Below are 25,034 nucleotides of genomic sequence, written 5' to 3' on the forward strand. Positions count from 1 at the left end.
AAACCGCAGGGCCGTCTGATGAAAAAGTAAACTGGATCACAGCCCTTGTCGTCAAGTCTTTAACGCAACAGCCGGATAACGAAAAGATTCAGGAGCGGCGGATTCCCGCATGCTGGAACACCAAAGCGGCCGCCCCCAGCGCCTCCGCCCGGTCCCCGAGGGAGGACATGGTGAGGGTTGTGGTTTCCCCGATGACGGGCACGGCGTGGCGCACCAGGCCCCGCCGGATGGGATCCAGGAGGAGGTCTCCGAGCCCGGCCAGCGGACCGCCCACCACAATGACTTCGGGGTTGATGAGGTTGGCCACGTTGCCCAGTGCCCGGCCCACGGCCAGGCCGGCGTCGTCGATGACACGCAGGGTGGCGGAGTCCCGCTCCAGCGCTTTGCGGACGATGTCCTCCGCGCTGAGCGGCTTCTCCTCGCCCCGGCCGAGGAGCTCGATCATGGTGGTGGTGGAGGCGATGGTTTCCAGGCACCCCCGGTTCCCGCAGCGGCAGATCAGGCCGTGTTCATGAATGGTGGCGTGGCCTATTTCGCCGGTGATCCCCACGTTGCCATAGTACGGGGCGCCGTTGAGGATCAGTCCGGCGCCGATGCCCGAGCCGATCTTCATGAACATCAGGTTGCTGATGCCGCTGTGGGGACCCCACGTCACCTCGGCCAGGGCGCCAAGATTGGCGTCGTTGTCAATAAAGACGGGGAAATTCAGGGTGTCTTCGAGGTACTGAAGGATGTTGATTCCCACCCACTCGGGCAGGATCGCCCCCTGCGCCACGGTGCCCGTCCGGCGGTCGATGGGGCCCGGGATTCCGACGCCGGCGCCGACGATCGCGCTGCGTTCCACACCGCTTTCCGCCAGCAGTTTGGCCAGGAGCTCGACGGCGGCGCTAATGCCTTCGTCCGCGTGGTGGCCGAGAGGCAGCAGTACTGATTCCTCAGCGATGATGTGGTAGCTCAGCGTCGCGAGGACCACACGGAGGTGGCGGCGGCCGAAGTCGATCCCAACGGCCACGGCCCCGTTGCTGTTGAGCCGGACGTTCAGTGCCCGACGGCCGGAACTGGTGGTCGGTTCCGTGGACGCCAGCCCGGCGTCCTGCATGATTTTGACGATGTTGGAGACCGTGGCCGTGGAAAGGCCGGTCTGCCGGGCGAGTTCAGCCTGGGTTGACGGGCCGTTCAGGAGGCATTCGATGATCCGTTGCTGGTTCAGGTGCCTCAAAGCGGACTGTGAACCAGGATTTTTGGTTCGGCTCCTCGTTGAGCGCGGTGATGAGGGCATGCAATGAAGCGTGCACCATCTGCACCGTTGTAGTCAAGAAGTTAACGCAAGAGCACAAGCGCAGTGCCCGCGCCGCACGCGCGGACGTTCCGCACTGCAGGGCCCGTTTTCCGGGTGGAAATGCACCTACGGCCCAGTCTGCACCTTGGCTACGCTGGGAGGAAGAGGCTGCAACAAGAGGCGTGCCGTGCTTCCCGCGGCCGTCCCGGAGACTATAGAGGTGGTAATGGTGCTGCTGGCACTCCTGCAGGCGAACGCTGCAGTCCTTGATGTGGAAGCAAACTGCGGGACGGTCGACGACGCTGCGCGGACCGCCGCCGCGGCCGGAGCCCGGGTCCTGCTGACCCCGGAATTGTTCCCGGTGGGATATGCGCCGCGCCGGGTCCGGGCCGAACTGGATCCCGGGACGCTCCCGTCCATCCGCCGGACGCTGGCCGGCATCGCCCGGAGGAACGGCATTGCCCTGGTCTACAGCCTGCCCGCCGTTCGCCCGGACGGGCGGTGGCAGATCACTTCCACCCTGGTGGACCATCAGGGCGCGGAGCTGATGAACTACGCCAAAGTGCACCTGTTCGGTGCGGAGGAACGAGGGGCGTTCAGCCCGGCGGCGGAACCTCCCGCCGTCGTCGACTTCCTGGGGATCAAGACGTCCATGGTGATCTGTTACGACGTCGAGTTCCCCGAAGCGGTGCGGGCCGCCGCCGTCCGCGGTGCCGAACTCCTGCTGGTTCCCACCGCCCTGTCCCGGGGCTTCGATTCCGTGCCCCGGGTCCTGCTGCGCGCCCGGGCGCTGGAAAGCCAGCTGACCGTGGCCTATGCCAACCATGCGGGGGAGGAGGACGGCGTGGAATTCCTGGGCCTCAGCGTCATTGCAGGTCCCGACGGCGCCCTGCTGGCCGCTGCCGGAGCGGAGCCGGAACTGCTGTACGCCGACGTCTCCGCGGCGAGTGCCCGCGACGCGCGCGCGGAAGTGCCATACCTTCGGGAGCGCCGGCCGGACCTCTACCGCGACTGGGAGTCGTCCACGTACTGAAGGGCAAACCAGAGCTCCGCGCGTACCTGGGCCAGGTTGAGGTCGGTGTCCAGCAGCTCAGCAAGGGCGTTGACCTGGCGACGGACACTGTTGCGGTGCAGGCCCAGGGCCTTGGCAGTGGCATCCCAGCTCCCGTTCTCACCCAGCCAGGTCCGCAGCACCGCCAGCTGGGCGTTCCGCCGCTCGGGATCCTCCTGGCTGAGCACCGGTTCCAGGAGCCGGGCCGCCAGCATGGTTCCGGCTTCGCGGCCGAGCAGCCCGGCCACGGACCAGGTTACCTCGTCCACCCGGGCGCTCCGGCCGGTTGCCTCTACCCGTGCCCGCAGTGACGTCACCCGCCGGTAGGCGGATGCCAGTTCCTGGAACTCCGTGGCATCCCCGACCACCAGCCGCCAGCCCAGCGCTTCCGTCTCGGCGAGCAGGGCATCGTCCACCTTCAGACGGGTAATGGCGGTGAAGCCGTAGTCGGTGAGCTCCACCAGTTTGGTGTCGAACATCCGGCGCCACTGCAGCAGTTCCCGGACGGGACTGTCGCCGGGCCCGCCGGGCTCCGCCTTCACGCCCTGGACCACCCGCAGCGGGGCCGAGCGCGTGGAGGAAATGCTCTGTGCCAGGAGGTCCCTGAGCCCGTTGACGTGCTTCGTGCCGCCCGAGGTGGCGCTCTCCGGGTGCAGCAGGAGCGCCGTCGCCAGCTGGCTCGGCGCCAGCGAGCCGCTGGTCCGCTGCCGCACCAGCAGTTCCAGGAGCCCCACCACGGAGGACACCACGCTGTTCTGCGCCGGCGTGAGGGGCCCGCCGGATCCCAGGACCAGCGCGCCGAGGTTGGCATCCCGGGTGCTGCGGAGGGGATGGCCGAACACCAGGGACGACCCCGGCTCCTCGAGGGACTCCATTTCCACCCGGGGGCCGCTGCCCGCCAGCAGCCGTTTCAGCAGCGGCTGCAGGGCGGAAAGTTCGACGGCGCCGGGCGGGGCCGCGCTTCCGGCGGCCGATGACCGGGCGCGGATCCGGCCGTCGGCTCCGACGAGCAGAGCCCAGACCGGAACCCGCTGCGCCAGCGCCGCAAGGAGTTCGTGTTCCGGCCTGGCTGAAAGGACCGCCCGCATCAGCTGCCGGTTGGTGTCCGCCAATTGCCGGAACACCCTGGCGTTGTCCGATTCCAGCAGCTGCGAAAAAGCCAGCCCGATCGCCGCGAACGGGACAGTCCTGGGGAACTCCACCAGCGTCAGGTTGTGGCGCCGGCAGGCTGCGACCAGTGTCTCGGGAACAGCATCGAAGTACGGTTCCAGTCCGAACCCCAGGGCCCCCACGCCGGCGCCGACCAGCCGCTGCACGTACGCGTCCATCTTTCCCGGGCTGCCGCCGTCGCCGAGGAACGGCAGCCCGGCGGTGAGGATGAACTCGCCGTCCAGCAGGTAGGGCGTGGGGTCCTCCAATTCGCTCGGCTCCACCCAGCGCAGCATGCTGGCACCGTTGCCGCCGTCGTGCAGTATTTTCAGCTCCGGCGGCAGCGTCTGCAGGAACTGTTCCAGCGTGACGAAGCCGAGCCGTTCGGCAGCGGCCTCAGGCGCCAACGGGACCACCGGCCTCCTGGTAATCCGGGCACTCGTAGGCCCGCGGCAGGCGCGGGGCGATCCGGTTGATGATCTCGTCGCCGTGGCTGCCGATTGCCGCGCCCCAGTCATCGGCGCTCGCCGCTCCGGTGCTCGGGTCACCAAATAGCACGGCTGTGTCACCAACGGCCACACCGCTGGAATCCGGGCCCAGGTCCACCATGAACTGGTCCATACAGACCTTGCCGATCACCGCAACCCGGCGGCCCCCGAGGAGGATCAGGCTGCGGCCCGAGATGCCTTTGGGGATGCCGTCCGCGTAGCCCAGCGGGATCAGCCCAAGGTACCTCGGCTCGTGCGTGATGGCCTGGTGCTCGTAGCTGACGCCGGTTCCTGCCGGGACTTTCTTGACCAGCACCACGGGCGCGGTAACGGTGAGCGCGGGGCGCAGGCCGAAGTCGGCCGGGGCAAGGTGGTCCGCGGGGGCCAGCCCGTAGAAAGCCAGGCCGGCCCGCACCATGTCGAACGCGAACTCGGGCCGGTCCAGGATGTTGGCGGAACTCGAAACGTGCCGGAGGGCGGGGTCGAGGCCGGCCGCCCGGGCCGCGCGGACGGCCTCTTCGAAAGCACCCACAGCCGCCACATTGGCAGGATGCGCGGGAACGTCGGCCCAGGCCAGATGCGTCCAGACGCCCCGGACCAGGAGCGTGCCGTCACGCTCTGCCGCCCGGGCCGCGGCCACCAGCTCCGCCCAGTCCTCCGCCCGCGCTCCGCCGCGGCTCAGCCCCGTGTCCAGTTCAAGGTGGACCACGGCGGGGCGGCCCAGCCGGCGGGCGATGCCAGCCACGACGTCCAGCTGGGCGACGCTGCCAAGCGAGACATCGACGTCGTACTCCAGCGCTTCCCGGATGGTCCCGCTGGAGGCGGCCGCGAGGTAAAGCCACGACAGCACCGGGGCGGTGATGCCTGCCCGGCGCAGCGCGATCGCCTCGTGAAGCTGTGCCGTCCCCAGCCAGTCCGCGCCCGCGGACAGGGCCGTCCGGGCGACGTCCACGAGCCCGTGGCCGTAGGCATTGCCCTTCACCACGGCCATGAAATGGGGAGCCGCTGAGCGCTCACGGAGCGTGCGGATGTTGTCTGAAATGGCCGAGAGGTCAACGCTGACCTGCCCGGTGAGCGCCGCATTCCGCGGGCCCTTACTGTGTGCATTAAGTCTCATGCCAGATCACTATAGGTCATTTTGCACAACCGTGAGAGGTGGCTCACAAACCTAAGCTGGACCAGGGGAAAGCCGATAACTACTCACGAACGGACGTCAATGATGACTGTGCCTACACTCACCGGCCGGCCGCCGGCTGCTGCCCGCCGTCCGGGCCTGGCTGCGCAACTGCTGCGCCGCAAGCCGATCGGCCAGATGGTCAGCGAGGCCGAAACCGGCCATGGCGGCACCAGGCTGGTCCGCAGTTTCGGAGTCCTGCAGCTGACCATGATCAGCGTGGGCGCCACGCTGGGAACCGGCATTCTGGTGATCCTTGGCGAGTCTGTGCCGCTGGCCGGTCCCGCCATCTGGATTTCGTTCGCCATCGCCGGTCTGGCCGCCCTGCTCTCCGCCGTCTCCTACGCCGAAATGGCAGGCCTGGTCCCGGTGGCCGGCTCCAGCTACTCCTACACCTACGCCACCATGGGCGAGGGCATGGCGTGGATCTGCGGCTGGTGCCTGGTACTCGAGTACGCAGTGTCGGTGGCCGCCGTGGCCGTTGGTGCGGGCCAGTACGTCAACGAGACCCTGGCGGTCTTCGGGCAGGTCCTTCCGGACTCCGTGTCCCAGCCGCCCGGCGACGGTGGCATCATGAACATCCCGGCCATGGTCATCGTGGTCCTCGCCACGATTCTGCTGGTCCGCGGCGCCAGGGAAAGCGCCTGGATCAACACCGCGATCGTGGTGATCAAGGTGGGCATCCTCATCTTCTTCTGCGCCGTGGCCTTCACGGCCTTCAATGCCGGCAACTTCGAACCGCTCCTTCCGATGGGCGCCGCCGGCGTCTCGGCCGCTGCGTCGACGGTCTTCTTCTCCTACATCGGCTTCGACGCCGCCTCCACCGCCGGCGAGGAAGCGCGCAATCCCAAGCGGGACCTGCCGCGCGCCATCATGCTCTCCATGGTCATCGTCACCACCATCTACGTCCTGGTGGCTGTGGCCGCCATCGGCGCCCGCCCCTGGGGCTGGTTCGACGGCACTGAGGCCGCGCTCGTGAAAATCCTCGAAGAAACCACCGGCCAGCCGTGGATTGCACTGGTCTTCGCCGTCGGCGCCGTGCTTGCCATCGCCAGCATCGTGCTGACCGTCCTCTACGGGCAGACCCGCATCCTTCTCTCCATGGCCCGCGACGGCCTCATCCCGCGGATTTTCGGCCGCGTCTCCTCCCGCACCGGCACCCCGGTTGCCGGGACCGTGATCGTGGGCGTCCTCGTGGCCCTCACCGCCGGCCTGGTACCGCTCGGGGACCTGGCGGATGCCACCAGCATCGGCACCCTGTTCGCCTTTGCCCTGGTCAACGTGGCCGTCATCTACCTGCGCCGCAACCGGCCCGAACTCAGGCGCACCTTCCGGGTGCCGCTGTTCCCGCTCACCCCGATCCTCGGCGCCCTCATGTGCGCCTACCTCATGGCCAACCTCGGCGCTGACACGTGGGCGGTCTTCGGCATCTGGATGCTGGTGGGACTCGCCGCCTACTTCGGCTACGGCCGCAAGCACTCCAAGGTGGCGGCATTGGGCCACGAGGAATACCGTGAACTGACCGGGCGCGAAACTTCAGCAATGTCCACCACCGAACCGACGAAGGCAGACCTTTCATGACCATCGCCACCGAACTGCCGGCCAACGACCCCGCTGCGGCCCCCGGCCTCCAGCCCGCCCCAACGCGGGGCGCGGCAGCCGATGCCCCCATCACCATGCTGAACCCGGACTTCCCTTTCAGCTATGATCACTACTTGGCCCACCCGGACGGGCTCGGCTCCGTCCCGCCCGAGCTGTACGGGACCGAAGTGGCAGTGGTCGGCGCAGGCCTGTCCGGACTGGTCACGGCCTACGAACTGATGAAACTGGGCCTCCGCCCTGTCCTTTATGAAGCCGACCAGATCGGCGGCCGGCTGCGGACCGCCAGCTTCCCGTCGGCCCCGGGCGTGGTGGCGGACCTTGGCGGCATGCGGTTCCCCGTGTCCGGCAAGGCGTTCTACCACTACGTGGACCTGCTGGGCCTGCAGACCCAGGAGTTCCCCAACCCGCTGGCACCGGCCACCTCCAGCACCGTGATTGAGCTGGCCGGCCAGAAGCACTACGCCAGCACGCCGGCGGACCTGCCGCCGTTCTTCCGCGAGGTGGCGGATGCGTGGAAGGCCGCCGTGAACGACGGCGCCAAATTCAGCGAGATGCAGGACGCCATCCGGGCGCGGGACACGGCCCGGATCAAGGAGATCTGGAACGAACTCCTGCCGCTGATGGACGAACAGACGTTCTACGGCTTCATCGCGGCCAGCGAGTCCTTCAAGAAGGCGGGCTTTGCGCACCGTGAAGCATTCGGGCAGGTGGGGTTCGGCACCGGCGGCTGGGATACCGACTTCCCCAACTCCATCCTCGAAATCCTGCGCGTCGTCTATACCGATGCCGACGACCAGCACCGCCTCATTGCCGGGGGAGCGCAGCGGCTCCCCGAGGCGCTGTGGCAGCACACCCCGTCGGGCATGGCCCACTGGCCGGAAGGGACATCGCTGGCGTCGCTGCATTCCGGCTCCCCGCGCGGCGCCGTGGACCGCATCAGCCGGGACGCCAACGGCGACCTTCGCCTCCGCGAACGCTGGGGCCGGGAAGCGAGCTATCCCGCCGTCGTCACCACGTGCCAGTCCTGGCTGCTGTCCACCCGGATCCACACCGAGGAAGCGTTGTTCCCGGCGGAGCTGTGGACGGCGATTGAGCGCTCGCACTACATGCAGTCGTCCAAGACCTTCGTCATGGTGGACCGCCCGTTCTGGAAGGACACTGATCCGGCAACGGGCCGCGATGTCCTGTCCATGACGCTGACCGACCGGCTGAACCGTGCCACCTACCTGCTGGACGACGGGCCGGACAAGCCCGCGGTGATTCTGCTCTCCTACACGTGGAACGACGACGCCCTGAAGTGGCTGGCGCTCGACGCTGACCAGCGGGTGGAGCTCATGCTGCACTCCCTGGAGCAGATCTACCCGGGGGTGGACATCGCCAGCCACATCATCGGCCAGCCCATCACCGTCAGCTGGGAGGCGGACCCCAACTTCATGGGTGCCTTCAAGGCGAACCTGCCCGGCCACTACCGTTACCAGCAGCGGCTGTTCACGCATTTCAAGCAGGACAAACTGCCCGAATCCCAGCGCGGCATCTTCCTGGCCGGCGACGACGTTTCGTTCACTGCCGGCTGGGCCGAAGGTGCGGTCACCACCGGCCTCAACGCGGTGTGGGGCGTGGTGAACCACCTCGGCGGCCGGTCAGCGGCAGGGAATCCGGGGCCGGGCGAACTGCTGGACTCGCTGGGGCCGATCAGCCTGGACTGAGGTTCGGTTTAGCCGGCGTGCATTTGCCGGTGCGCCTGGGCGAGTTCGCGGTAGTGCGCGGCGTTGCGCTGCACGCCGTCGAACTCTTCATCGGTGAGTTCGCGGCGGACTTTGGCCGGGACACCGGCCACCAGGGACCGCGGCGGGACCACCGTGCCTTCGAGGACGACGGCGCCGGCTGCCACCAGCGAGCCGGCGCCGATCACCGCACCGTTCAAGATGGTGGCGCTCATGCCGATGAGGCAGTCGTCCTCAACCGTGCAGCCGTGCACGACGGCGCTGTGCCCCACACTGACACGCGCCCCGACGCTGCAGGGGAAGCCCGGGTCCGCGTGCAGCACCACGTTGTCCTGCAGGTTGCTGCCCGCTCCCACGGTGATGGCGGCCGTGTCGGCCCGCACCGAGACGCCGTAAAAGGCGCTGGCGTCCTCGGCGAGGGTGGCGTTGCCGATCACGGAGGCGCTGGGGGCGACGAAGACTGAAGGGTGGACGTCCGGGCTGGTGCCGGCAAAAGGATAAAGAGGAGCCATGTGCCCAGCCTAGGAGTTTTTGTCCAGATAACGGGACCAAATGGGTCGTTTGAGGCGATTATCTGGACAAAAACTCCTAGGCCGGCCTAGTGACGCCGCAGATCCGGCTCAGTAGCCTGGGGCCCATGAAACTACGGGGTTTTGGCCGTCACGGGCTTCAGCTGCAAGGGCTACACCTGCGCAAGGATGGAGGAGGAGGGCCCGGGCGGTTCCGCCGGTTGATGGCGGAGCTTGAACAGGCGGATTCCCTCGAGCCCGCCGTCAGCGTCATCCATCCGCTGGCGCAAAGACCGGCGGGGTGTCTAGGCTCAGGGTTTCCCTCAACTGCTAGCTAGTTGGGTTAGAAGGAGGGAGTGCGGAGGACCAGGAACTGGTAATGCTGCGTCCAGTGGCCCGCACCCGGTCCGGACTCCGCGCCCGTTCCTTCCGGCCACGTCAACAGTTCCTCAACATCGCCATGCCTGCCGAAGATCCGCCGGAGCGCCGCATCGCTGCGCCGGCTGAAGAAGCGCGGCGGCTGGATCACGTCTTCGGGGTTGAGCACTTCCACATCGTCCCCGGACCAGAGCCCGACGGCGATCGGCGCGCCGGGCGCGGCCACGCGCACGAGTTCACGGACGACGTCGTCGATGTCGCTGTTGGGGATATGCAGCAGGGTGCTCATGGTCCACACCGCCGGGAAGACGCCGTCGGCGAACGGCAGGTTCCGCACACTGGCAACTGAGACGTTCAGCCCCTTGGCCGTGGCCAGGCGCACGTGCTCCTCGGAGAGGTCCACACCGGTGTAGTTGATGCCTGCCTGGACGAACTTCAGCCCGTCAAGCCCCGGGCCCGTGCCGATCTCCAGCACCGCATGCCTGCCTTCGGCCTTCAGCCGGGCAATGAACCGCTCACGCTGCAGCACACGCTGCGGGGTGAGCGGATGAACGGGGTGGAGGACGGCGCGCTGGTTGTAGAACGCGGCCAGCCGGTCCTCGCCGCTGTGCTCGCCGCCCATCTCCCCGGCCTAGTTGAAGACGACTGTGCGGTTGCCATCCAGCAGCACGCGGTGCTCGGCGTGCCACTGGACGGCCTGGGCGAGGGTGCGGCCCTCCACGTCACGGCCCATCTGCACGAACTGCTCGGCCGTGCGGCGGTGGTCCACGCGGATGACTTCCTGCTCGATGATGGGCCCCTCGTCCAAGGCAGCGGTGACGTAGTGGGCGGTGGCGCCGATCAGCTTCACGCCCCTGGCGTGCGCCTGGTGGTACGGCTTCGCACCCTTAAAGGACGGCAGGAACGAGTGGTGGATGTTGATGGCCTTACCGGTGAGCTCGGTGCACAGTTCGTTGGAAAGAATCTGCATGTAACGGGCCAGGACAGTCAGCTCAATGTCTTCCTCGGCGATGATCTTGCGCAGTTCGTCCTCCGCCTGGACCTTGGTGTCCGGGGTGACCGGGATGTAGTGGAACGGGATGCCGTAGAACTCCGCAAGTCCGGCCAGGTCCTCGTGGTTGGACACGATGGCGGGGATCTCGATGGGCAGCGTGCCGGAGCGCTGCAGGAACAGGAGGTCGTTGAGGCAGTGGGCGGACTTGCTTGCCATCAGCAGGGTACGGATCCTACGGCCCACGGGGTCCAGGCTCCACTGCATGCCGAAAGCTTCCGCCACAGGCTCCAGTGCAGCATGGACGTCTGCCTGAGGAATGGTGGTGGTGGCCTCAACTCGCATGAAGAACGTGCCGGTGTCCTGGCTTCCGTACTGCTGCGAGTCCGTAATGTTGCAGCCGGCGACGAGCAGCGCTCCCGCTACGGCATGGACGATGCCGGGCCGGTCCGGGCAGGAGAGGGTCAGTACGTAGGCGGAGGTCAGCTGGTCTTCAGTCACGAAGAACAGCCTACCTGCGCGGGGAGGGTGTGCTTTCGACGGGATGCGGAAAGGTTTTGATAGTCTTAACCGGTCGCAACTGGCGTTGGATGGCTAACCATCAGGGAGCGGCATTAACGAAGACCACGGATCGTACGCCTGGGCCGAGGGTCATGTTTTGCCGGCCGGCAGCCTAACCGCTGCCGATTCCTGCTGTCTTGCCCCTCACCGGGGACTTGCCCGTGACCACGGGCTTTCCCGTAACCAAGGGGCAGGGCAACGTCACAGCCGGTAGCCTGACCTTAGCAGCGCCCATCCCTAGCCAGGAGTTCTTCGTGACCACTTCACCGACTTCCGTCAGCACTTCCTCCGCCGTCAGTAACCTGCCGCTGGCTGAGCTCGACCCCGAGATCGCCGCCGTACTGGACCAGGAGCTCGGCCGCCAGCGCGGCACCCTGGAAATGATCGCCTCCGAAAACTTTGCCCCGCGCGCCGTGATGGAAGCGCAGGGTTCCGTCCTGACCAACAAGTACGCCGAGGGCTACCCGGGCCGCCGCTACTACGGCGGCTGCGAGTACGTGGACATCGCCGAGCAGCTGGCGATCGACCGCGTGAAGGACCTGTTCGGCGCTGAATACGCCAACGTCCAGCCGCACTCCGGTGCGCAGGCCAACGCCGCGGCCCTTTCGGCCATGATCACCCCCGGCGACAAGATCCTGGGCCTCTCGCTGGCCCACGGCGGCCACCTCACGCACGGCATGAAGCTCAACTTCTCCGGCAAGCTGTACCAGGTTGCCGCTTACCAGGTGGAGCAGGACAACTTCCGGATCGACATGGACAAGCTCCGTGAGCAGGCCATCGCCGAGAAGCCGCAGGTCATCATCGCCGGCTGGTCCGCCTACCCGCGCCACCTGGACTTCGCAGCCTTCCGCTCCATCGCCGATGAAGTCGGCGCGCTGCTCTGGACCGACATGGCGCACTTCGCCGGCCTGGTGGCCGCCGGCCTGCACCCGAGCCCGGTGCCGCACTCCGACGTCGTCACCTCCACGGTGCACAAGACGCTCGCAGGACCCCGCTCCGGCGTGATCCTGGCCAAGCAGGAATGGGCCAAGAAGCTCAACTCCAACGTCTTCCCCGGCCAGCAGGGCGGACCGCTCATGCACGTCATCGCCGCCAAGGCCGTTGCCTTCAAGATCGCCGGCACCGCGGAGTTCAAGGAGCGCCAGGAGCGCGTACTCGAAGGCGCCAGGATCATCGCCGACCGCCTGAACCAGTCCGACGTCGCCGAGGCCGGTGTCTCCGTGCTCACCGGCGGCACCGATGTGCACCTGGTCCTGGTGGACCTGCGCAACTCGCAGCTGGACGGCCAGCAGGCGGAAGACCTCCTGCACTCGGTGGGAATCACCGTGAACCGCAACGCCGTTCCGTTCGACCCCCGCCCGCCGATGGTCACCTCCGGCCTGCGCATCGGGACCCCGGCACTGGCCACGCGCGGCTTCGGCGCCGAGGAATTCACCGAGGTAGCGGAGATCATCGCCACCGCGCTGAAGGCCGGTTCCGCCACCGACGTGGAAGCCCTGCAGGCCCGCGTAGACAAACTCGCCGCCGACTTCCCGCTCTACCCGCAGCACGAGCAGTGGTGACCCCGTCCATGGCGCAGACCGCCAAGGTCCTTGACGGAAAGGCGGCCGCTGCCGCCATCAAGTCCGAACTGTCCGAGCGTGTCGCCACCCTGAAGGCCCGCGGAGTCACTCCGGGCATTGCCACTGTGCTCGTGGGCGCGGATCCTGCCTCGCAGCTGTACGTGTCCATGAAACACAAGCAGTCTGTGGAGATCGGGATGAACTCGATCCAGTGTGAGCTTCCGGCGGATGCCACCCAGGCCCAGGTTGAGGCCCTCATTGACGAACTCAATGGGGACCCGGCCTGCCACGGTTACATTGTGCAGCTGCCGCTGCCCAAGCACCTGGACACCGACGCCATCCTTGAGCGGATTGACCCCGCCAAGGACGCCGACGGCCTGCACCCGACCAACCTCGGCCGGCTGGTGCTCAACGTCAACGGCGAGATCACCTCGCCGCTGCCGTGCACGCCCCGTGGCGTCATCGAGCTCCTGGAACGCAACGGCTACAGCCTCTCGGGCAAGCACGTCGTCGTGGTCGGCCGCGGTGTCACGATCGGCCGCACGATCGGCCTGCTGCTGACCCGGCGGGCCGTGAACGCCACCGTCACGCTGACGCACACCGGCACAAAGAACCTCTCGGAGCTGCTGAAGATGGCGGACGTCATTGTAGGCGCGGCGGGTGCCAAGCACATCGTCAAGGCTGCGGACGTCAAGCCGGGTGCGGCCCTGCTCGACGTCGGTGTCACCCGTGAAACAGATCCAGAAACGGGCAAGAGCAAGGTCCACGGCGACATCGATCCCGCCGCTGCCGAGGTAGCCGGCTGGATTTCGCCGAACCCCGGCGGCGTCGGTCCCATGACCGTGGCGCTGCTTATGACCAATGTGGTCGAAGCCGCGGAACGCCAGTTGGCAGCGGAAAGCCACGCAGGCTGACTGTCTGCTGGCTGAAATGCTGTAGGTCTCAGCAGGGCGCCTCCTCCCGACGGGAAGAGACGCCCTGCTGCGCTTAACCGGTGTCCCTGCTGGCAAAAGCAAGGCCCACGCGGGCAATACACATCGAATGGATTTTTTGAGATCCAACTCTTTCTTTGTTCGAACGTGAGTACTAACGTTGTGTGGGTGCCTGAACTTGTGTCCAACGAAGAACTGTCAAGCAAACCATCCCGCAGCCAGAGCCGGGGCGACCAGATGCAGTACGTCATCACCGCCGAAAACCTCACCAAGACGTACGGCGACGTCACCGCCGTCGACGGCATTTCCTTCAGCGTTCCGGCCGGTGAGGCCTTCGGCCTGCTTGGCCCCAACGGGGCCGGCAAGTCCACCACCATGAAGATGATCGGCGGGGTCTCCCAGCGCACTTCCGGAAGCCTGTCCATCATGGGGCTGGATCCTGAAAGCCACGGCCCCGAAGTCCGTGCCCACCTGGGCGTCGTGCCGCAGCAGGACAACCTCGACGAGGAACTCAGGGTCCGCGACAACCTGCTGGTCTACGGGCGGTACTTCGGGCTGCCCATGAGCTACCTGCGGCCCAAGGCCGATGAACTGCTGGAGTTCGCCCAGCTGACGGACAAGGCGAAATCCAAGGTGGACGCGCTCTCCGGCGGCATGAAGCGGCGGCTGACCATCGCGCGTTCGCTGATCAACGAACCCCGGATCCTGCTGCTGGACGAGCCCACAACGGGCCTGGACCCGCAGGCCCGGCACATCCTCTGGGACAGGCTTTTCCGGCTCAAGGAGCAGGGTGTCACGCTCATCCTGACCACGCACTACATGGATGAGGCGGAACAGCTGTGCGACCGCCTCATTGTGGTGGACAAGGGCCGGATCATGGCCGAAGGCTCACCGTCCAGCCTGATCCGTGAGTACTCCACCCGGGAAGTCCTGGAACTGCGTTTCGGTTCGGAACGCAACGCCACCATCGGCGTTGAGCTTGAGGGCATCGGCGAGCGGCTGGAGACGCTCCCGGACCGCGTGCTGATTTACGCGCACGACGGCGAGGCGGCGCTTGAGCAGGTGTCCGCCCGCGGACTGCGTCCGCTCACGTCGCTGGTGCGCCGGTCGTCCCTGGAGGATGTCTTCCTCCGCCTCACCGGCAGGAGCCTCGTTGACTGAGCAATCCGCGCCCCCTGTAACGGACGACGGCGGCCGCGGACCGGCTGTGCCTGCTGTGCTGCGTGCCCACTCGCCGGCCGTGTCAGCGGCCCGGGCCCGCCGCTGGGGATCCTTCTACTACGCAGAGCAGGTCCTCCGCGTGATGAAGAGCTACGGCTGGACCATCGTGATGTACGGCGTGGGCCAGCCGGTAGCCTACCTTTTCGCCATGGGGGTGGGCCTGGCCACGCTCGTGGACACGGGCGGCGGGGGAGTGTTCGGCGGTGTCAGCTACCTCGCGTTCATCGCCCCTGCCCTGCTGATCTCGGCGGCCGTCATGACCGCGGCCAACGAATTCACCTTCCCGGTCATGGACGGTTTCAAGTGGCGTCGGGTCTACTACGGGCCGCACGCGTCCCCGCTCACGCCTGAACAGATCGCCGCAGGCCACATCATGGCCGTGACACTGCGGTTCCTGCTGCAATCCGCCATCTACTTCGCGGTGGTGGCGCTCTTCGGCGCGTCACCCAGCGGCTGGGGCTGGGTCTCCATCCTGGTGGCCACGCTGGCGGGACTCTCCTTCGGCCTGCCGCTGATGGCCTATGCCGCCTCCATCAAGGAGGACAAGGGCCAGTTCGCCATGGTGATGAGGTTCATTGTGACTCCATTGTTCCTCTTCTCCGGAACCTTCTTTCCCCTCGATTCCTTGCCGCTGGTGGTCCGGTGGATCGGCTGGATTTCGCCGATCTGGCACGGCACCGAACTGGGCCGTGTCTTCAGCTACGGCCACGATGAGCCGCCGCTGCTGACCATCCTGCATATCGTGTTCCTGGTTGGCCTCGCCGTGGCGGGCTGGATGCTCACCAAGCGCCAGTTCGTCAGGAGGCTGGGGCAATGAGCACACTCACTGAAGGCCACAGCGTCACCGAGGCTGCACGGAACCGCCACTTCGGCCCGATGTACTCACGGAACGTCAAAGCGGTCATTGCCCGCGGACTCATGGCCACCAAGAGCAGCAACTGGATGGTGATGCTTTCCGGCTTCTTCGAGCCCGTGCTGTACCTGATCTCCATGGGCGTCGGCCTAGGCGCCATCGTGGGCGCAGTGCAGGGTCCCGGCGGCCAGGAAATCAGCTATGCGGCATACATCGCCCCGGCACTTCTGGCCGTCTCAGCGATGAACGGGGCCGTCTACGACTCCACGTGGAACGTGTTCTTCAAGATGAACTTCGCCAAGCTGTACCAGGGCATGCTGTACACCTCCCTGGGACCGCTGGACGTGGCCATGGGGGAGATCTTCCTGGCCCTGCTGCGGGGCCTGCTGTACGCCACAGGATTCACCGCGGTGATGGGCGTTATGGGGCTGATTACCACACCGTGGGCCATCCTCATGATTCCCGCCTCGGTGTTGATCGCCTTCGGCTTTGCGAGTTTCGGTATGGGGATCACCAGTTTCATGAAGACTTTCCAGCAGATGGACTGGATCAACTTCGTGATGCTGCCGATGTTCCTCTTCAGCGCCACGTTCTATCCGCTGAGCGTCTACCCGCAGTACATCCAGTGGCTTATCCAGGCAATGCCGCTGTGGCACGGGGTGGAGCTGCTCCGGCAGATCAGTGTGGGAATTTTCACCCCCGCCACAGCGGTCCACATCGGGTACTACCTCGTGATGATCGTGCTGGGAGTGATGCTCACGGCCGGGCGCCTGCGCAAGCTGTTCCTGAAGTAGCGTTCGCCCGGGGTGGAAGCGTCCATTTTCCTGCCCCGGCGTTTGAGACAATGGAGCCATGCGAACTTTGGGTAACCCTCACTCTGCGTCCAACCCGGCCAAGGGCGGGTTTTCCATGCTGCGAATCAGCGGGCCGGGAATGATGCTGTTTGTCATCGCCTTTGTGGTGGCCGTCATCTTCGCTGCCAACCAGAACGACGTCGTCGGCTGGGTGGTGGCAGTCATCGCCGGCTTCTGGCTCGCGCTGGCAGCGTTCGTGGTGTTCAGCATCCAGAAGGCGGCCAAGAAGGCCACCGCCAAGCTGAACGAGGCGCAGAACGCCTTCAACGCCGCGACCGGCCGCGCGCCGTCGCCGGGGAGCGCCGACCACGGCGGTACCCGCCTGGTCCGGTCGCGCAACGAAGCCGACGAAGTCCGGGACATGAAGCTGGACCACTCCTTCAAGATCGTGCAGGTGCAGGTCCGCGTCGTCGAGCAGGAACGGGCCAAGGGCGCTGCCGCGGATCAGGACACCGTCCGCCGCGCACTGGAAACCATCGAGATCACGGCCACCAACGCCCGGGACATGATCAAGTCCTCCGGCGGCGCTGACGAACCTGTCAGCGGAACCATCATCGACTAGAGTGGAGCGGGTGAGCTCGGCATTGGAGAAGGACCACCTTCGCATCGCATCAGTCAACGTCAACGGCCTCCGCGCTGCCTACCGGAACGGCATGGCAGAGTGGCTGGAGCCCCGCGGGGTGGACATTCTGTGCCTGCAGGAGGTCAGGGCGCCGGACAAGATCGTCCGTGAACTCCTGGGCGAGGGCTGGTTCATCCTGCACGAGGAAGCCGAGGCCAAAGGCCGCGCCGGCGTCGCCATTGCCTCCCGCGAGGAGCCGCTGGCAACACGGTCCCACATCGGTGATGACTACTTTGCCACCGCCGGGCGCTGGGTCGAGGCGGACTTCCGCGTCCGGGATGCCGCCGGTGCAGCCACCCAGTTGACGGTGGTGAGCGCCTACGTTCACTCCGGCGAGGCCGGGACCCCCAAGCAGGACGACAAGTTCCGCTTCCTGGATGTCATGACGCGCCGCCTTCCCGAGCTGGCCAAGCACAGCGACCATGCCCTCGTGGTGGGTGACCTCAACGTTGGCCATACGGAGCTGGACATCAAGAACTGGAAGGGCAACGTGAAGCGCGCCGGATTCCTTCCCGAGGAACGTGCGTACTTCGACCGCTTCTTTGGCGAGGAGATCGGATGGAGGGATGTCCACAGGGGCCTGGCGGGAAACGTCGACGGCCCCTACACCTGGTGGTCCCAGCGCGGCAAGGCCTTTGATACGGACACAGGCTGGCGCATCGATTACCACATGGCCACCCCCGCCCTCGCTGCCGCGGCTTTTTCGGCAGTGGTGGACCGGGCACCGTCATGGGACACCCGCTTCTCCGACCACGCACCGCTGGTAGTGGACTACCAGCTCTAAGCCCGAAGGTTTTTCTCACAATGACTAGCTCGACTTCTCCGGTGACCAAGAAACGCATCCTCTCAGGTGCCAAGCCCACAGCGGACTCGCTCCACCTGGGCAACTACATCGGCGCCGTCCGCAACTGGGTTGACATGCAGGCGGAATACGACGCCGTGTTCTTCATCCCGGACCTCCATGCCATCACCGTGGACTTCGAACCCGCAGAGCTGGCCAAGCGCACCCGCGTGGTTGCCGCCCAGTACATCGCGGCGGGCATCGACCCGGACAAAAGCATCTTCTTCGTCCAGTCCCATGTCCCTGAACATGCCCAGCTCGCGTGGGCGCTGAACTGCATCACCGGGTTCGGCGAGGCGTCCCGCATGACGCAGTTCAAGGACAAGACGCAGAAGTCGGGGGCGGACGCCGCCACGCTCGGCCTGTTCGCGTACCCCACCCTGATGGCAGCGGACATCCTCCTCTACCAGACGGACCTTGTCCCGGTGGGCGAGGACCAGCGCCAGCACCTGGAACTGACCCGGAACCTGGCCCAGCGCTTCAACACCCGCTTTGGCCACACCTTCACAGTGCCTGAGGCCACGATCCTCAAGGCCACGGCCAAGATCTACGACCTCCAAAGCCCGACGGCCAAGATGTCGAAGACAGGCGGATCGCCCCACGGCTCCATCCAGCTCCTGGAAGACCCCAAGCTCGCGGCGAAGCGGATCAAGTCCGCAGTGACTGACGCCGGAACGGAGATCCGGTTCGACGCCGAAGCCAAGCCGGGGGTTTCCAACCTGCTCACCATCTATTCAACGCTCACCGGCAAGACCGTGGCCGAGCTTGAGGCAGAATACCAGGGCAAAATGTACGGCCACCTCAAGACTGACCTCGCGGACGTGATGGTGGACTTCATCACGCCCCTCCGGAACCGGACCAACGAACTGATGGAGGACCCGGCGGAACTGGACCGGCTCCTTGCCCGCGGTGCTGAACGGGCCCGGGAAATCGCCTCCGTGACCCTCGGCCAGGTCTATGAGCGCATGGGCTTCCTCCCGTCCCTCAGCCTCGCAGGAGTCCGCTAGCCCCATGTCATCCGCCAGCAAAGTCACTGCCAACGAAAAGTCCCCTGCGTACCGCGGAGAGGGAAAATTCGTAGACGCCGATGATGAGGCTGCCACGGGCCGGGGCACGGTCCCGCGTAAGCGCAGGGACCGGACCGAGGAAATGAGCGTCGGCGTTATCCTGGGCTTCCCCCCGGACATCGCCGAGGAGCTCCAGCGCTGGCGGGCGTCCTTCGGAGACCCCATGGCCGGCGTCATTCCGGCACACATCACGCTGGTGACCACCACTCCCACCAAGGACTGGGAAGCCACCCGGAACCACGTCCGCGAAATCGCGCGCCGGCAGGAGCCGTTTACGGTGACCATCGCGGGGACCGGCTCGTTCCGGCCCGTGTCCCCGGTGGTCTTCCTGAACGTCGAAGACGGTTTCGGCCACTGCGTGAACCTGCACGAACAACTGCAGACCGGGCCGCTGGAACGGGAACTGCCGTTTGCCTACCACCCGCATGTGACCATCGCCCACGATGTGGCGCCGGAGAGCCTGGATGAGGCCGAAACGGTGCTGAAGGATTACCGGGCCACGTTCCCTGTGGTTAGCATGGGGCTGTACGAGCACGACATCAACGGCATCTGGCAGCTACGGGAAGAACTCGACTTTGGCATCGAAACTGACCACCTCCGAGGCACGTCCGGCTGAGTCAGCGCAGGCAGCGCAGGCGGCGGCTGAACCTCCGCTACCGACAGAGCGCGCCCGGCTGAAGCTGGAAGTGAGCCGCAAGAAGGTTGAGTGGAGCAAGGCCCGCAGGTCAGGCGGCGGCGCCATGCCAGGGCTGCTGGCCATGTTCCAGTGGCTGCTGGCACGACTGAACGCCTTTCGTCCCATGCGTGCGTTCCAGCACTACAACCTGCAGCACGGGCCGCTGATGGCCGCCGGCATCGGTTTCAACATGTTCTTCTCCATCACCGGCCTTCTGGCCACCGGCTTTTCCGTCGCCGGCCTGCTGCTGAGCGGCCAGCCTGCCCTGCTGGACCGGATTGTCAGCAGTGTCGCCGCCAGCGCGCCGGGCCTGGTGAAGGTCGACGGCGGCGACGGCCTGGTGGACCCGCAGGACCTCCTGAATCCCTCCGGCCTTGGCTGGACCGCGGTCATCGCTGCCGTCGTGACCATCGTGACCTCCCTGGGCTGGATTGCAGGCGTCAGGGAGGGTCTGCGGGGCGTGATGCGGCTCCGCCCGCGGAAGATGAACCCGGTGGTACAGAAGCTCCGGGACGCCGGCACGCTGCTGCTGCTGGGCGTTGCGCTGGTGCTCAGCGCCGGCGCCTCCCTCATTTTCGGTACCGCGGCCGGGTGGGTCACCGAGCAGCTGCAGCTGGACCCGGTGATGGCCTGGCCCCTGACCACGTCCATCAAGGTGGGCGTGCCGCTGGCGCTGGGCTGGGTGACGGCAGTGATCATGTTCCGGCTGGCGGCCGGGCTGAAACTTACGCGGCGAGCCCTGCTGGAAGGCACCATCCTGTCGGCCGTGGGAACCACAATCCTCCAGATCTTCAGCACGGAGTTGCTTGCCAACGCCGGCCGAAACCCGATTCTGGCTCCGTTCGCCATCATCATCGGGCTGCTCATCTGGTTCAACCTGGTCAGCCAGGTCTACCTGGTCTCAGCGGCGTGGTCCGCCGTCCGTGAAGAAGACCTGAAGAATGCCCCGGCCGCGAAGGCAACCGGCTGGGGTTCGCGCCAGGTCCAGCCGGGAAAAACCCCGGTGGAGCGGGAGCGGCTGTCAGTGCGGGAACGGCCGACTGCTACCGTCCGGCGTCGAGGTACTGATCGGCCCACGCGGAAATAATCTTCGCGGCCCGGGCAGCCTGGCCTTTGCCGGTCAGCAGGTGGTCGCTGCCTTCCAGGGAGACGAAACTGCGCGGGTGGCGCGCCGTCTGGAAGATCGTGCTGGCGTTCTCGATCCCTACGGTGTTGTCCGTGGGGGAGTGCAGCACCATCAGGGGTTTGTGCAGCTGCTTGATGCAGTCCGTCAGGTCCGCGTTCTCCAGGTCCTCGACGAAGTGCCGGCGGATCTCCACGCGCTTGCCGCCCAGGTCAACCTCGGCGCTGCCTTCACTCAGGATCCGGTCCAGGGCCGCGTCAAAGACATGTGCCACATGCTTGGGCGAGAACGGCGCTCCCACGGTGGCGACGGCGTCGAGCTCCGGGATCTCCTTGGCAGCAGCCAGGACCGCCGCACCGCCGAATGAATGCCCCACCAGCAGGGAGATCGGCTTGCCCTCGGCCCGCATGAACTCCGCAGCCCTCACGGTGTCTGCCACCTTATGGCTGAAGGAGCCTTCGGACCAGTAACCGGCTGATTCGCCGAGGCCCAGGTTGTCGAAGCGCAGCATGCCCACCCCGTTGTCCGCCAGCGCCTTGCACATCCGGGACGCGGAAGGGCTGTCTTTGCCAAGGGTGAAACCGTGCGAGAACACACCCCAGCCCTTGACCGGGCCTTCCGGAACGTCGATGATGCCGGAGAGCAGTTCACCCGTGGATCCTTCGAAGCTGACTTTTTCGGAGCGGGACATGGGAGCCCTTTCGTTGCGTTTCGGTACGTTCCGGAGAACGACGACGGCGCCCCCACCGGAAAGGTGAGAGGCGCCGTCGGCTGGTACTCCGTTGGGAAAACGGTGCTAGATCTTGCGGGACAGGATTGCCTGCTTGACCTCGGCAATGGCCTGCGTGACCTGGATGCCGCGGGGGCATGCTTCGGTGCAGTTGAAGGTGGTGCGGCAGCGCCACACGCCTTCCTTGTCGTTAAGGATCTCCAGGCGCATGTCGCCGGCGTCATCACGGGAATCGAAAATGAAGCGGTGCGCGTTCACGATTGCTGCCGGGCCGAAGTACTGGCCGTCGGTCCAGAAGACCGGGCAGGAAGACGTGCAGGCGGCGCAAAGGATGCACTTGGTGGTGTCGTCGAAGCGCTCACGGTCCTCAGCGGACTGCAGGCGTTCCTTCGTGGGCTCGTGGCCCTTGTTGATCAGGAACGGCATGACCTCGCGGAAGGACTGGAAGAACGGCTCCATGTCCACGATCAGGTCCTTCTCCACCGGCAGGCCCTTGATGGGTTCCACGGTGATGGGCTTGGTCGTGTCCAGGTCCTTCAGTAGGGTCTTGCACGCGAGGCGGTTGCGGCCGTTGATGCGCATGGCATCGGAACCGCAGACGCCGTGCGCGCAGGACCGGCGGAAGGAGACGCTGCCGTCGATTTCCCACTTGACCTTGTGCAGGGCATCCAGCACGCGGTCGGTGCCGTACATGGTCACCTTGAAGTCGTCCCAGGTGGCATCCTCGGACACCTCGGGGTTGTAGCGGCGCACGCGCAGGGTGACGTCGAACGTCGGGATCTCCCCGCCGCCTCCGATGTGTGCGGGCAGTTCGATCTTGGAGGCTGGCTCAGCAAGTTCGGCGGACATCTTAGTACTTCCTCACCATCGGCTCGTAGCGGGTAAAGACAACCGGCTTGGTGGCCAGTCGGATGCCGGCTATTGCCTCTGCAGAGCCGTCAGCCGGGGCGTGGTCGTCCTTGTACGCCATGGAGTGCTTCATGAATTTTTCGTCGTCGCGGTCCGGGAAGTCCTCGCGGAAGTGGCCGCCGCGGGATTCCTCGCGGTGCAGGGCTGCAACCGTCATGACCTTGGCCAGTTCCAGCAGGAAGCCCAACTCCACGGCCTCGAGCAGGTCCAGGTTGAAGCGCTTGCCCTTGTCCTGGACGCTGATGTTCTTGTACCGCGCCTCGAAGGACTCGATATCCTTCAGGACCTGGTTCAACGTGTCGGCCGTGCGGAACACCTGCATGTTGGCGTCCATGGTGTCCTGGAGTTCCTTGCGGATCACGGCCACCTTCTCGTCGCCGGTGCCGTTGCGGGCGATGTCCAGCAGTTCGATGGTGTAGGCCTCCGGGTCCGCCGGAAGATCCACGAAGTCAGCGGTCTTGGCGTACTCAGCGGCGGCGATGCCGGCTCGCTTGCCGAAGACGTTGATGTCCAGCAGCGAGTTGGTGCCCAGGCGGTTGGAGCCGTGGACCGAAACGCAGGCCACTTCACCGGCCGCGTACAGGCCCGGCACCACGGTGTCGTTGTCCTGCAGGACCTCGGTGGTGATGTTGGTGGGAATGCCGCCCATGGCATAGTGCGCCGTCGGGAACACCGGAACCGGCTCCGTGTAGGGCTCAACACCAAGGTAGGTGCGGGCAAACTCGGTGATGTCCGGAAGCTTCGCATCGATGTGCGCCGGCTCGAGGTGGGTCAGGTCAAGGAGCACGTAGTCCTTGTTCGGGCCACAGCCGCGGCCTTCGCGGACTTCGTTGGCCATGGAGCGGGCCACGATGTCGCGGGGTGCGAGGTCCTTGATGGTGGGGGCGTAGCGCTCCATGAAGCGCTCACCTTCGGAGTTGCGCAGGATGGCGCCTTCGCCACGGGCTGCTTCCGAAAGCAGGATGCCCAGCCCGGCAAGGCCGGTCGGGTGGAACTGGAAGAACTCCATGTCTTCCAAGGGGATGCCGCGGCGGAAGGCGATGCCCATGCCGTCACCGGTGAGGGTGTGGGCGTTGGACGTGGTCTTGAAGACCTTGCCGGCGCCGCCGGAAGCGAACACCACGGACTTGGCCTGGAACACGTGCAGCTCACCGGATGCGAGGTCGTAGGACACGACGCCGGCAACACGCTTCTGCTTGTACGGCGTGCCGTCTTCGCGGACGGCGTCTTCCTCGACCGTCAGGAGGTCCAGGACGTAGTACTCGTTGTAGAACTCAACGTTGTGCTTGACACAGTTTTGGTACAGCGTCTGCAGAATCATGTGGCCGGTACGGTCAGCCGCGTAGCAGGCCCGGCGAACGGGAGCCTTGCCATGGTCACGGGTGTGGCCGCCGAAGCGGCGCTGGTCAATCCGCCCTTCCGGCGTACGGTTGAACGGCAGACCCATCTTTTCCAGGTCCAGCACGGCGTCGATGGCTTCCTTCGCCATGACTTCGGCTGCGTCCTGGTCCACCAGGTAGTCGCCGCCCTTAATGGTGTCGAACGTGTGCCACTCCCAGTTGTCTTCCTCGACATTGGCCAGTGCCGCACACATGCCACCCTGCGCCGCACCGGTGTGCGAGCGGGTGGGGTAGAGCTTGGTCAGTACTGCTGTGCGCGCGCGCTGACCGGATTCGATCGCGGCGCGCATGCCAGCGCCACCGGCACCGACGATGACGACGTCGTACTTATGGACCTGCATACCAAGACGCTCTTTCTCTCAAAATTCGCTATAAAACCACGGGCGGGCGGAGCCCGCACCGTAAAACCATCGACCCGCTCAGTGCGGGCACAGCTGATTCCCCCTGGGAGGAAACGGAACTGATTAGGCTGCGGGGCAGAAGCCGCCGGGCAGCGGTACGCCGTTGACGTCCAGCGGGCACGGGTTGAAGGTGAAGATCACCAGGGTGCCCAGGATGATGATGACGGCTGTTGCGGCGTAAAGGACGATCTTCAGCCAGAAGCGGGTGGAATCCTTCTCGGCGTAGTCGTTGATGATGGTGCGGACGCCGTTGGTGCCGTGCAGCATGGCCAGCCAGAGCATGGCCAGGTCCCAGAACTGCCAGAACGGATCGGCCCACTTGCCGGCCACGAAGCCGAAGTCGATGGCATGGATGCCTTCGCCCACGAGGAGGTTAACGAAGAGGTGCCCGAAAATCAGGACCACCAGGACAACGCCCGAAAGCCGCATGAACAGCCACGCAGCCATTTCGAAGCTGCCCTTCGACGCGCCGCTGCGGCGGTACTTGGGGGCAATCAGTCCTGCGCCCGGCTTCCCGCCGTCTTTTCCACTGCGGGGGCTCTGAATGGTTGCTGTCATGGCTTAGTGACCTCCAAAGGCGAGGGAAAGGTGGCGGATGGAGAAGCCCACCATGACGATGACCCAGAGAACCAGGACCGTCCACAGCATCTGGCGCTGGTACTTAGCGCCCTTCTTCCAGAAGTCGACGGCGATGATCCGCAGGCCGTTGAAGGCGTGGAACACGATCGCTGCGACAAGGCCCGTTTCACCCAGGGCCATGAGGGGGTTCTTGTAGGCGCCGATCACGGCGGTGTATGCCTCGGGGGACACGCGCACCAATGAGGTGTCCAGCACATGGACCAACAAGAAGAAGAAAATCACTACACCGGTAATGCGGTGTCCAACCCAGGACCACATGCCTTCACGGCCGCGGTACAAGGTGCCAGCTGGTTTTGTC

The 25,034-nt window shown here is 65.9% G+C and carries 24 protein-coding genes; 13 read left to right on the forward strand and 11 right to left on the reverse strand.

The features are described 5' to 3' along the window. Positions 1-88: 88 nt before the first annotated feature. A complete protein-coding gene (locus Q8Z05_RS13385) occupies positions 89-1,279 on the reverse strand; it encodes an ROK family transcriptional regulator (protein WP_305940119.1) in 1,191 nt (396 codons plus the stop codon). A 226-nt stretch (positions 1,280-1,505) separates the two neighbouring features. On the opposite strand from Q8Z05_RS13385, the gene Q8Z05_RS13390 reads away from it, so the two are divergent. Further along, on the forward strand, positions 1,506-2,312 hold the full coding sequence (locus Q8Z05_RS13390; RefSeq protein ID WP_305940120.1) for a nitrilase-related carbon-nitrogen hydrolase: 807 nt from the start codon (positions 1,506-1,508) through the stop codon (positions 2,310-2,312). Here the strand turns inward: Q8Z05_RS13390 and Q8Z05_RS13395 are convergent. Both Q8Z05_RS13395 and alr read right to left on the reverse strand, forming a co-directional pair. Then, the gene (locus Q8Z05_RS13395; RefSeq protein WP_305943559.1) at positions 2,282-3,886 is read right to left on the reverse strand and encodes a PucR family transcriptional regulator; all 1,605 of its coding nucleotides are present in this window, start codon (positions 3,884-3,886) and stop codon (positions 2,282-2,284) included. The genes Q8Z05_RS13390 and Q8Z05_RS13395 overlap by 31 nt on opposite strands. Beyond that, positions 3,876-5,084, reverse strand: a complete 1,209-nt coding sequence (gene alr, locus Q8Z05_RS13400; RefSeq protein ID WP_305940121.1) for an alanine racemase — start codon at positions 5,082-5,084, stop codon at positions 3,876-3,878. Before alr ends, Q8Z05_RS13395 begins: the two co-directional genes overlap by 11 nt. A gap of 102 nt (positions 5,085-5,186) precedes the next feature. Here alr and Q8Z05_RS13405 point away from each other — a divergent pair, with 102 nt between their 5' ends. Then, complete coding sequence (locus Q8Z05_RS13405; RefSeq protein WP_305943560.1) at positions 5,187-6,722, forward strand: amino acid permease; 1,536 nt, start codon at positions 5,187-5,189, stop codon at positions 6,720-6,722. Next, the gene (locus Q8Z05_RS13410; RefSeq protein ID WP_305940122.1) at positions 6,719-8,449 is read left to right on the forward strand and encodes a flavin monoamine oxidase family protein; all 1,731 of its coding nucleotides are present in this window, start codon (positions 6,719-6,721) and stop codon (positions 8,447-8,449) included. Before Q8Z05_RS13405 ends, Q8Z05_RS13410 begins: the two co-directional genes overlap by 4 nt. Before the next feature lie 8 nt (positions 8,450-8,457). On the opposite strand, the gene Q8Z05_RS13415 is transcribed toward Q8Z05_RS13410, so the two are convergent. The 3 genes from Q8Z05_RS13415 to purU form a co-directional block, all read right to left on the reverse strand. Next, positions 8,458-8,979: a gamma carbonic anhydrase family protein gene (locus Q8Z05_RS13415; RefSeq protein ID WP_305940123.1), complete on the reverse strand. Its 522-nt coding sequence runs from the start codon at positions 8,977-8,979 to the stop codon at positions 8,458-8,460. A gap of 340 nt (positions 8,980-9,319) precedes the next feature. After that, positions 9,320-9,976, reverse strand: a complete 657-nt coding sequence (locus Q8Z05_RS13420; RefSeq protein WP_305940124.1) for a class I SAM-dependent methyltransferase — start codon at positions 9,974-9,976, stop codon at positions 9,320-9,322. 9 nt (positions 9,977-9,985) lie between these two features. Continuing rightward, positions 9,986-10,846 (reverse strand): formyltetrahydrofolate deformylase, encoded by an 861-nt coding sequence (purU, locus tag Q8Z05_RS13425; RefSeq protein ID WP_305940125.1) that lies wholly within the window; start codon positions 10,844-10,846, stop codon positions 9,986-9,988. Between the two features lie 314 nt (positions 10,847-11,160). Here purU and glyA point away from each other — a divergent pair, with 314 nt between their 5' ends. The 10 genes from glyA (at position 11,161) to Q8Z05_RS13475 (ending at position 20,621) form a co-directional block, all read left to right on the forward strand. Further along, positions 11,161-12,468, forward strand: a complete 1,308-nt coding sequence (glyA, locus tag Q8Z05_RS13430) for a serine hydroxymethyltransferase (protein WP_305940126.1) — start codon at positions 11,161-11,163, stop codon at positions 12,466-12,468. 8 nt (positions 12,469-12,476) lie between these two features. Beyond that, the gene (locus Q8Z05_RS13435; RefSeq protein WP_305940127.1) at positions 12,477-13,382 is read left to right on the forward strand and encodes a bifunctional methylenetetrahydrofolate dehydrogenase/methenyltetrahydrofolate cyclohydrolase; all 906 of its coding nucleotides are present in this window, start codon (positions 12,477-12,479) and stop codon (positions 13,380-13,382) included. Positions 13,383-13,637: 255 nt separating this feature from the next. Beyond that, positions 13,638-14,561, forward strand: coding sequence for an ABC transporter ATP-binding protein (locus Q8Z05_RS13440; RefSeq protein WP_305943561.1), 924 nt, complete (start codon positions 13,638-13,640; stop codon positions 14,559-14,561). Next, positions 14,554-15,438 (forward strand): ABC transporter permease, encoded by an 885-nt coding sequence (locus Q8Z05_RS13445; protein WP_305940128.1) that lies wholly within the window; start codon positions 14,554-14,556, stop codon positions 15,436-15,438. The genes Q8Z05_RS13440 and Q8Z05_RS13445 overlap by 8 nt, the downstream gene beginning before the upstream one ends. Continuing rightward, entirely contained in the window at positions 15,435-16,268 is an 834-nt protein-coding gene (locus Q8Z05_RS13450) for an ABC transporter permease (RefSeq protein ID WP_305940129.1), read from the forward strand. The genes Q8Z05_RS13445 and Q8Z05_RS13450 overlap by 4 nt, the downstream gene beginning before the upstream one ends. A 58-nt stretch (positions 16,269-16,326) precedes the next feature. Beyond that, on the forward strand, positions 16,327-16,890 hold the full coding sequence (locus Q8Z05_RS13455) for a hypothetical protein (RefSeq protein ID WP_305940130.1): 564 nt from the start codon (positions 16,327-16,329) through the stop codon (positions 16,888-16,890). Positions 16,891-16,900: 10 nt separating this feature from the next. Beyond that, positions 16,901-17,734 carry an exodeoxyribonuclease III gene (locus Q8Z05_RS13460; protein ID WP_305940131.1) on the forward strand — a complete coding sequence of 278 codons (834 nt, stop codon included), beginning with the start codon at positions 16,901-16,903 and terminating at the stop codon, positions 17,732-17,734. Between the two features lie 20 nt (positions 17,735-17,754). Then, positions 17,755-18,798: a tryptophan--tRNA ligase gene (gene trpS, locus Q8Z05_RS13465; RefSeq protein WP_305940132.1), complete on the forward strand. Its 1,044-nt coding sequence runs from the start codon at positions 17,755-17,757 to the stop codon at positions 18,796-18,798. Between the two features lie 142 nt (positions 18,799-18,940). After that, positions 18,941-19,474, forward strand: a complete 534-nt coding sequence (locus tag Q8Z05_RS13470; RefSeq protein WP_305943562.1) for a 2'-5' RNA ligase family protein — start codon at positions 18,941-18,943, stop codon at positions 19,472-19,474. Beyond that, positions 19,434-20,621, forward strand: a complete 1,188-nt coding sequence (locus Q8Z05_RS13475; protein WP_305940133.1) for a YihY/virulence factor BrkB family protein — start codon at positions 19,434-19,436, stop codon at positions 20,619-20,621. Before Q8Z05_RS13470 ends, Q8Z05_RS13475 begins: the two co-directional genes overlap by 41 nt. Here Q8Z05_RS13475 and Q8Z05_RS13480 read toward each other — a convergent pair. The 5 genes from Q8Z05_RS13480 to sdhC form a co-directional block, all read right to left on the reverse strand. Continuing rightward, positions 20,578-21,348, reverse strand: coding sequence for an alpha/beta hydrolase family protein (locus Q8Z05_RS13480; RefSeq protein ID WP_305940134.1), 771 nt, complete (start codon positions 21,346-21,348; stop codon positions 20,578-20,580). The genes Q8Z05_RS13475 and Q8Z05_RS13480 overlap by 44 nt on opposite strands. 105 nt (positions 21,349-21,453) lie before the next feature. After that, positions 21,454-22,236, reverse strand: a complete 783-nt coding sequence (locus Q8Z05_RS13485; RefSeq protein WP_028270493.1) for a succinate dehydrogenase iron-sulfur subunit — start codon at positions 22,234-22,236, stop codon at positions 21,454-21,456. A gap of 1 nt (position 22,237) precedes the next feature. Further along, positions 22,238-24,037, reverse strand: coding sequence for a succinate dehydrogenase flavoprotein subunit (sdhA, locus tag Q8Z05_RS13490; RefSeq protein WP_305940135.1), 1,800 nt, complete (start codon positions 24,035-24,037; stop codon positions 22,238-22,240). Positions 24,038-24,160: 123 nt separating this feature from the next. Then, entirely contained in the window at positions 24,161-24,655 is a 495-nt protein-coding gene (locus Q8Z05_RS13495; RefSeq protein ID WP_305940136.1) for a succinate dehydrogenase hydrophobic membrane anchor subunit, read from the reverse strand. A 3-nt stretch (positions 24,656-24,658) separates the two neighbouring features. Next, a complete protein-coding gene (sdhC, locus tag Q8Z05_RS13500) occupies positions 24,659-24,994 on the reverse strand; it encodes a succinate dehydrogenase, cytochrome b556 subunit (RefSeq protein WP_043430438.1) in 336 nt (111 codons plus the stop codon). Positions 24,995-25,034 lie beyond the last annotated feature (40 nt).

It is taken from the genome of Arthrobacter oryzae (genome assembly GCF_030718995.1).
GTDB lineage: Bacteria > Actinomycetota > Actinomycetes > Actinomycetales > Micrococcaceae > Arthrobacter > Arthrobacter oryzae_C.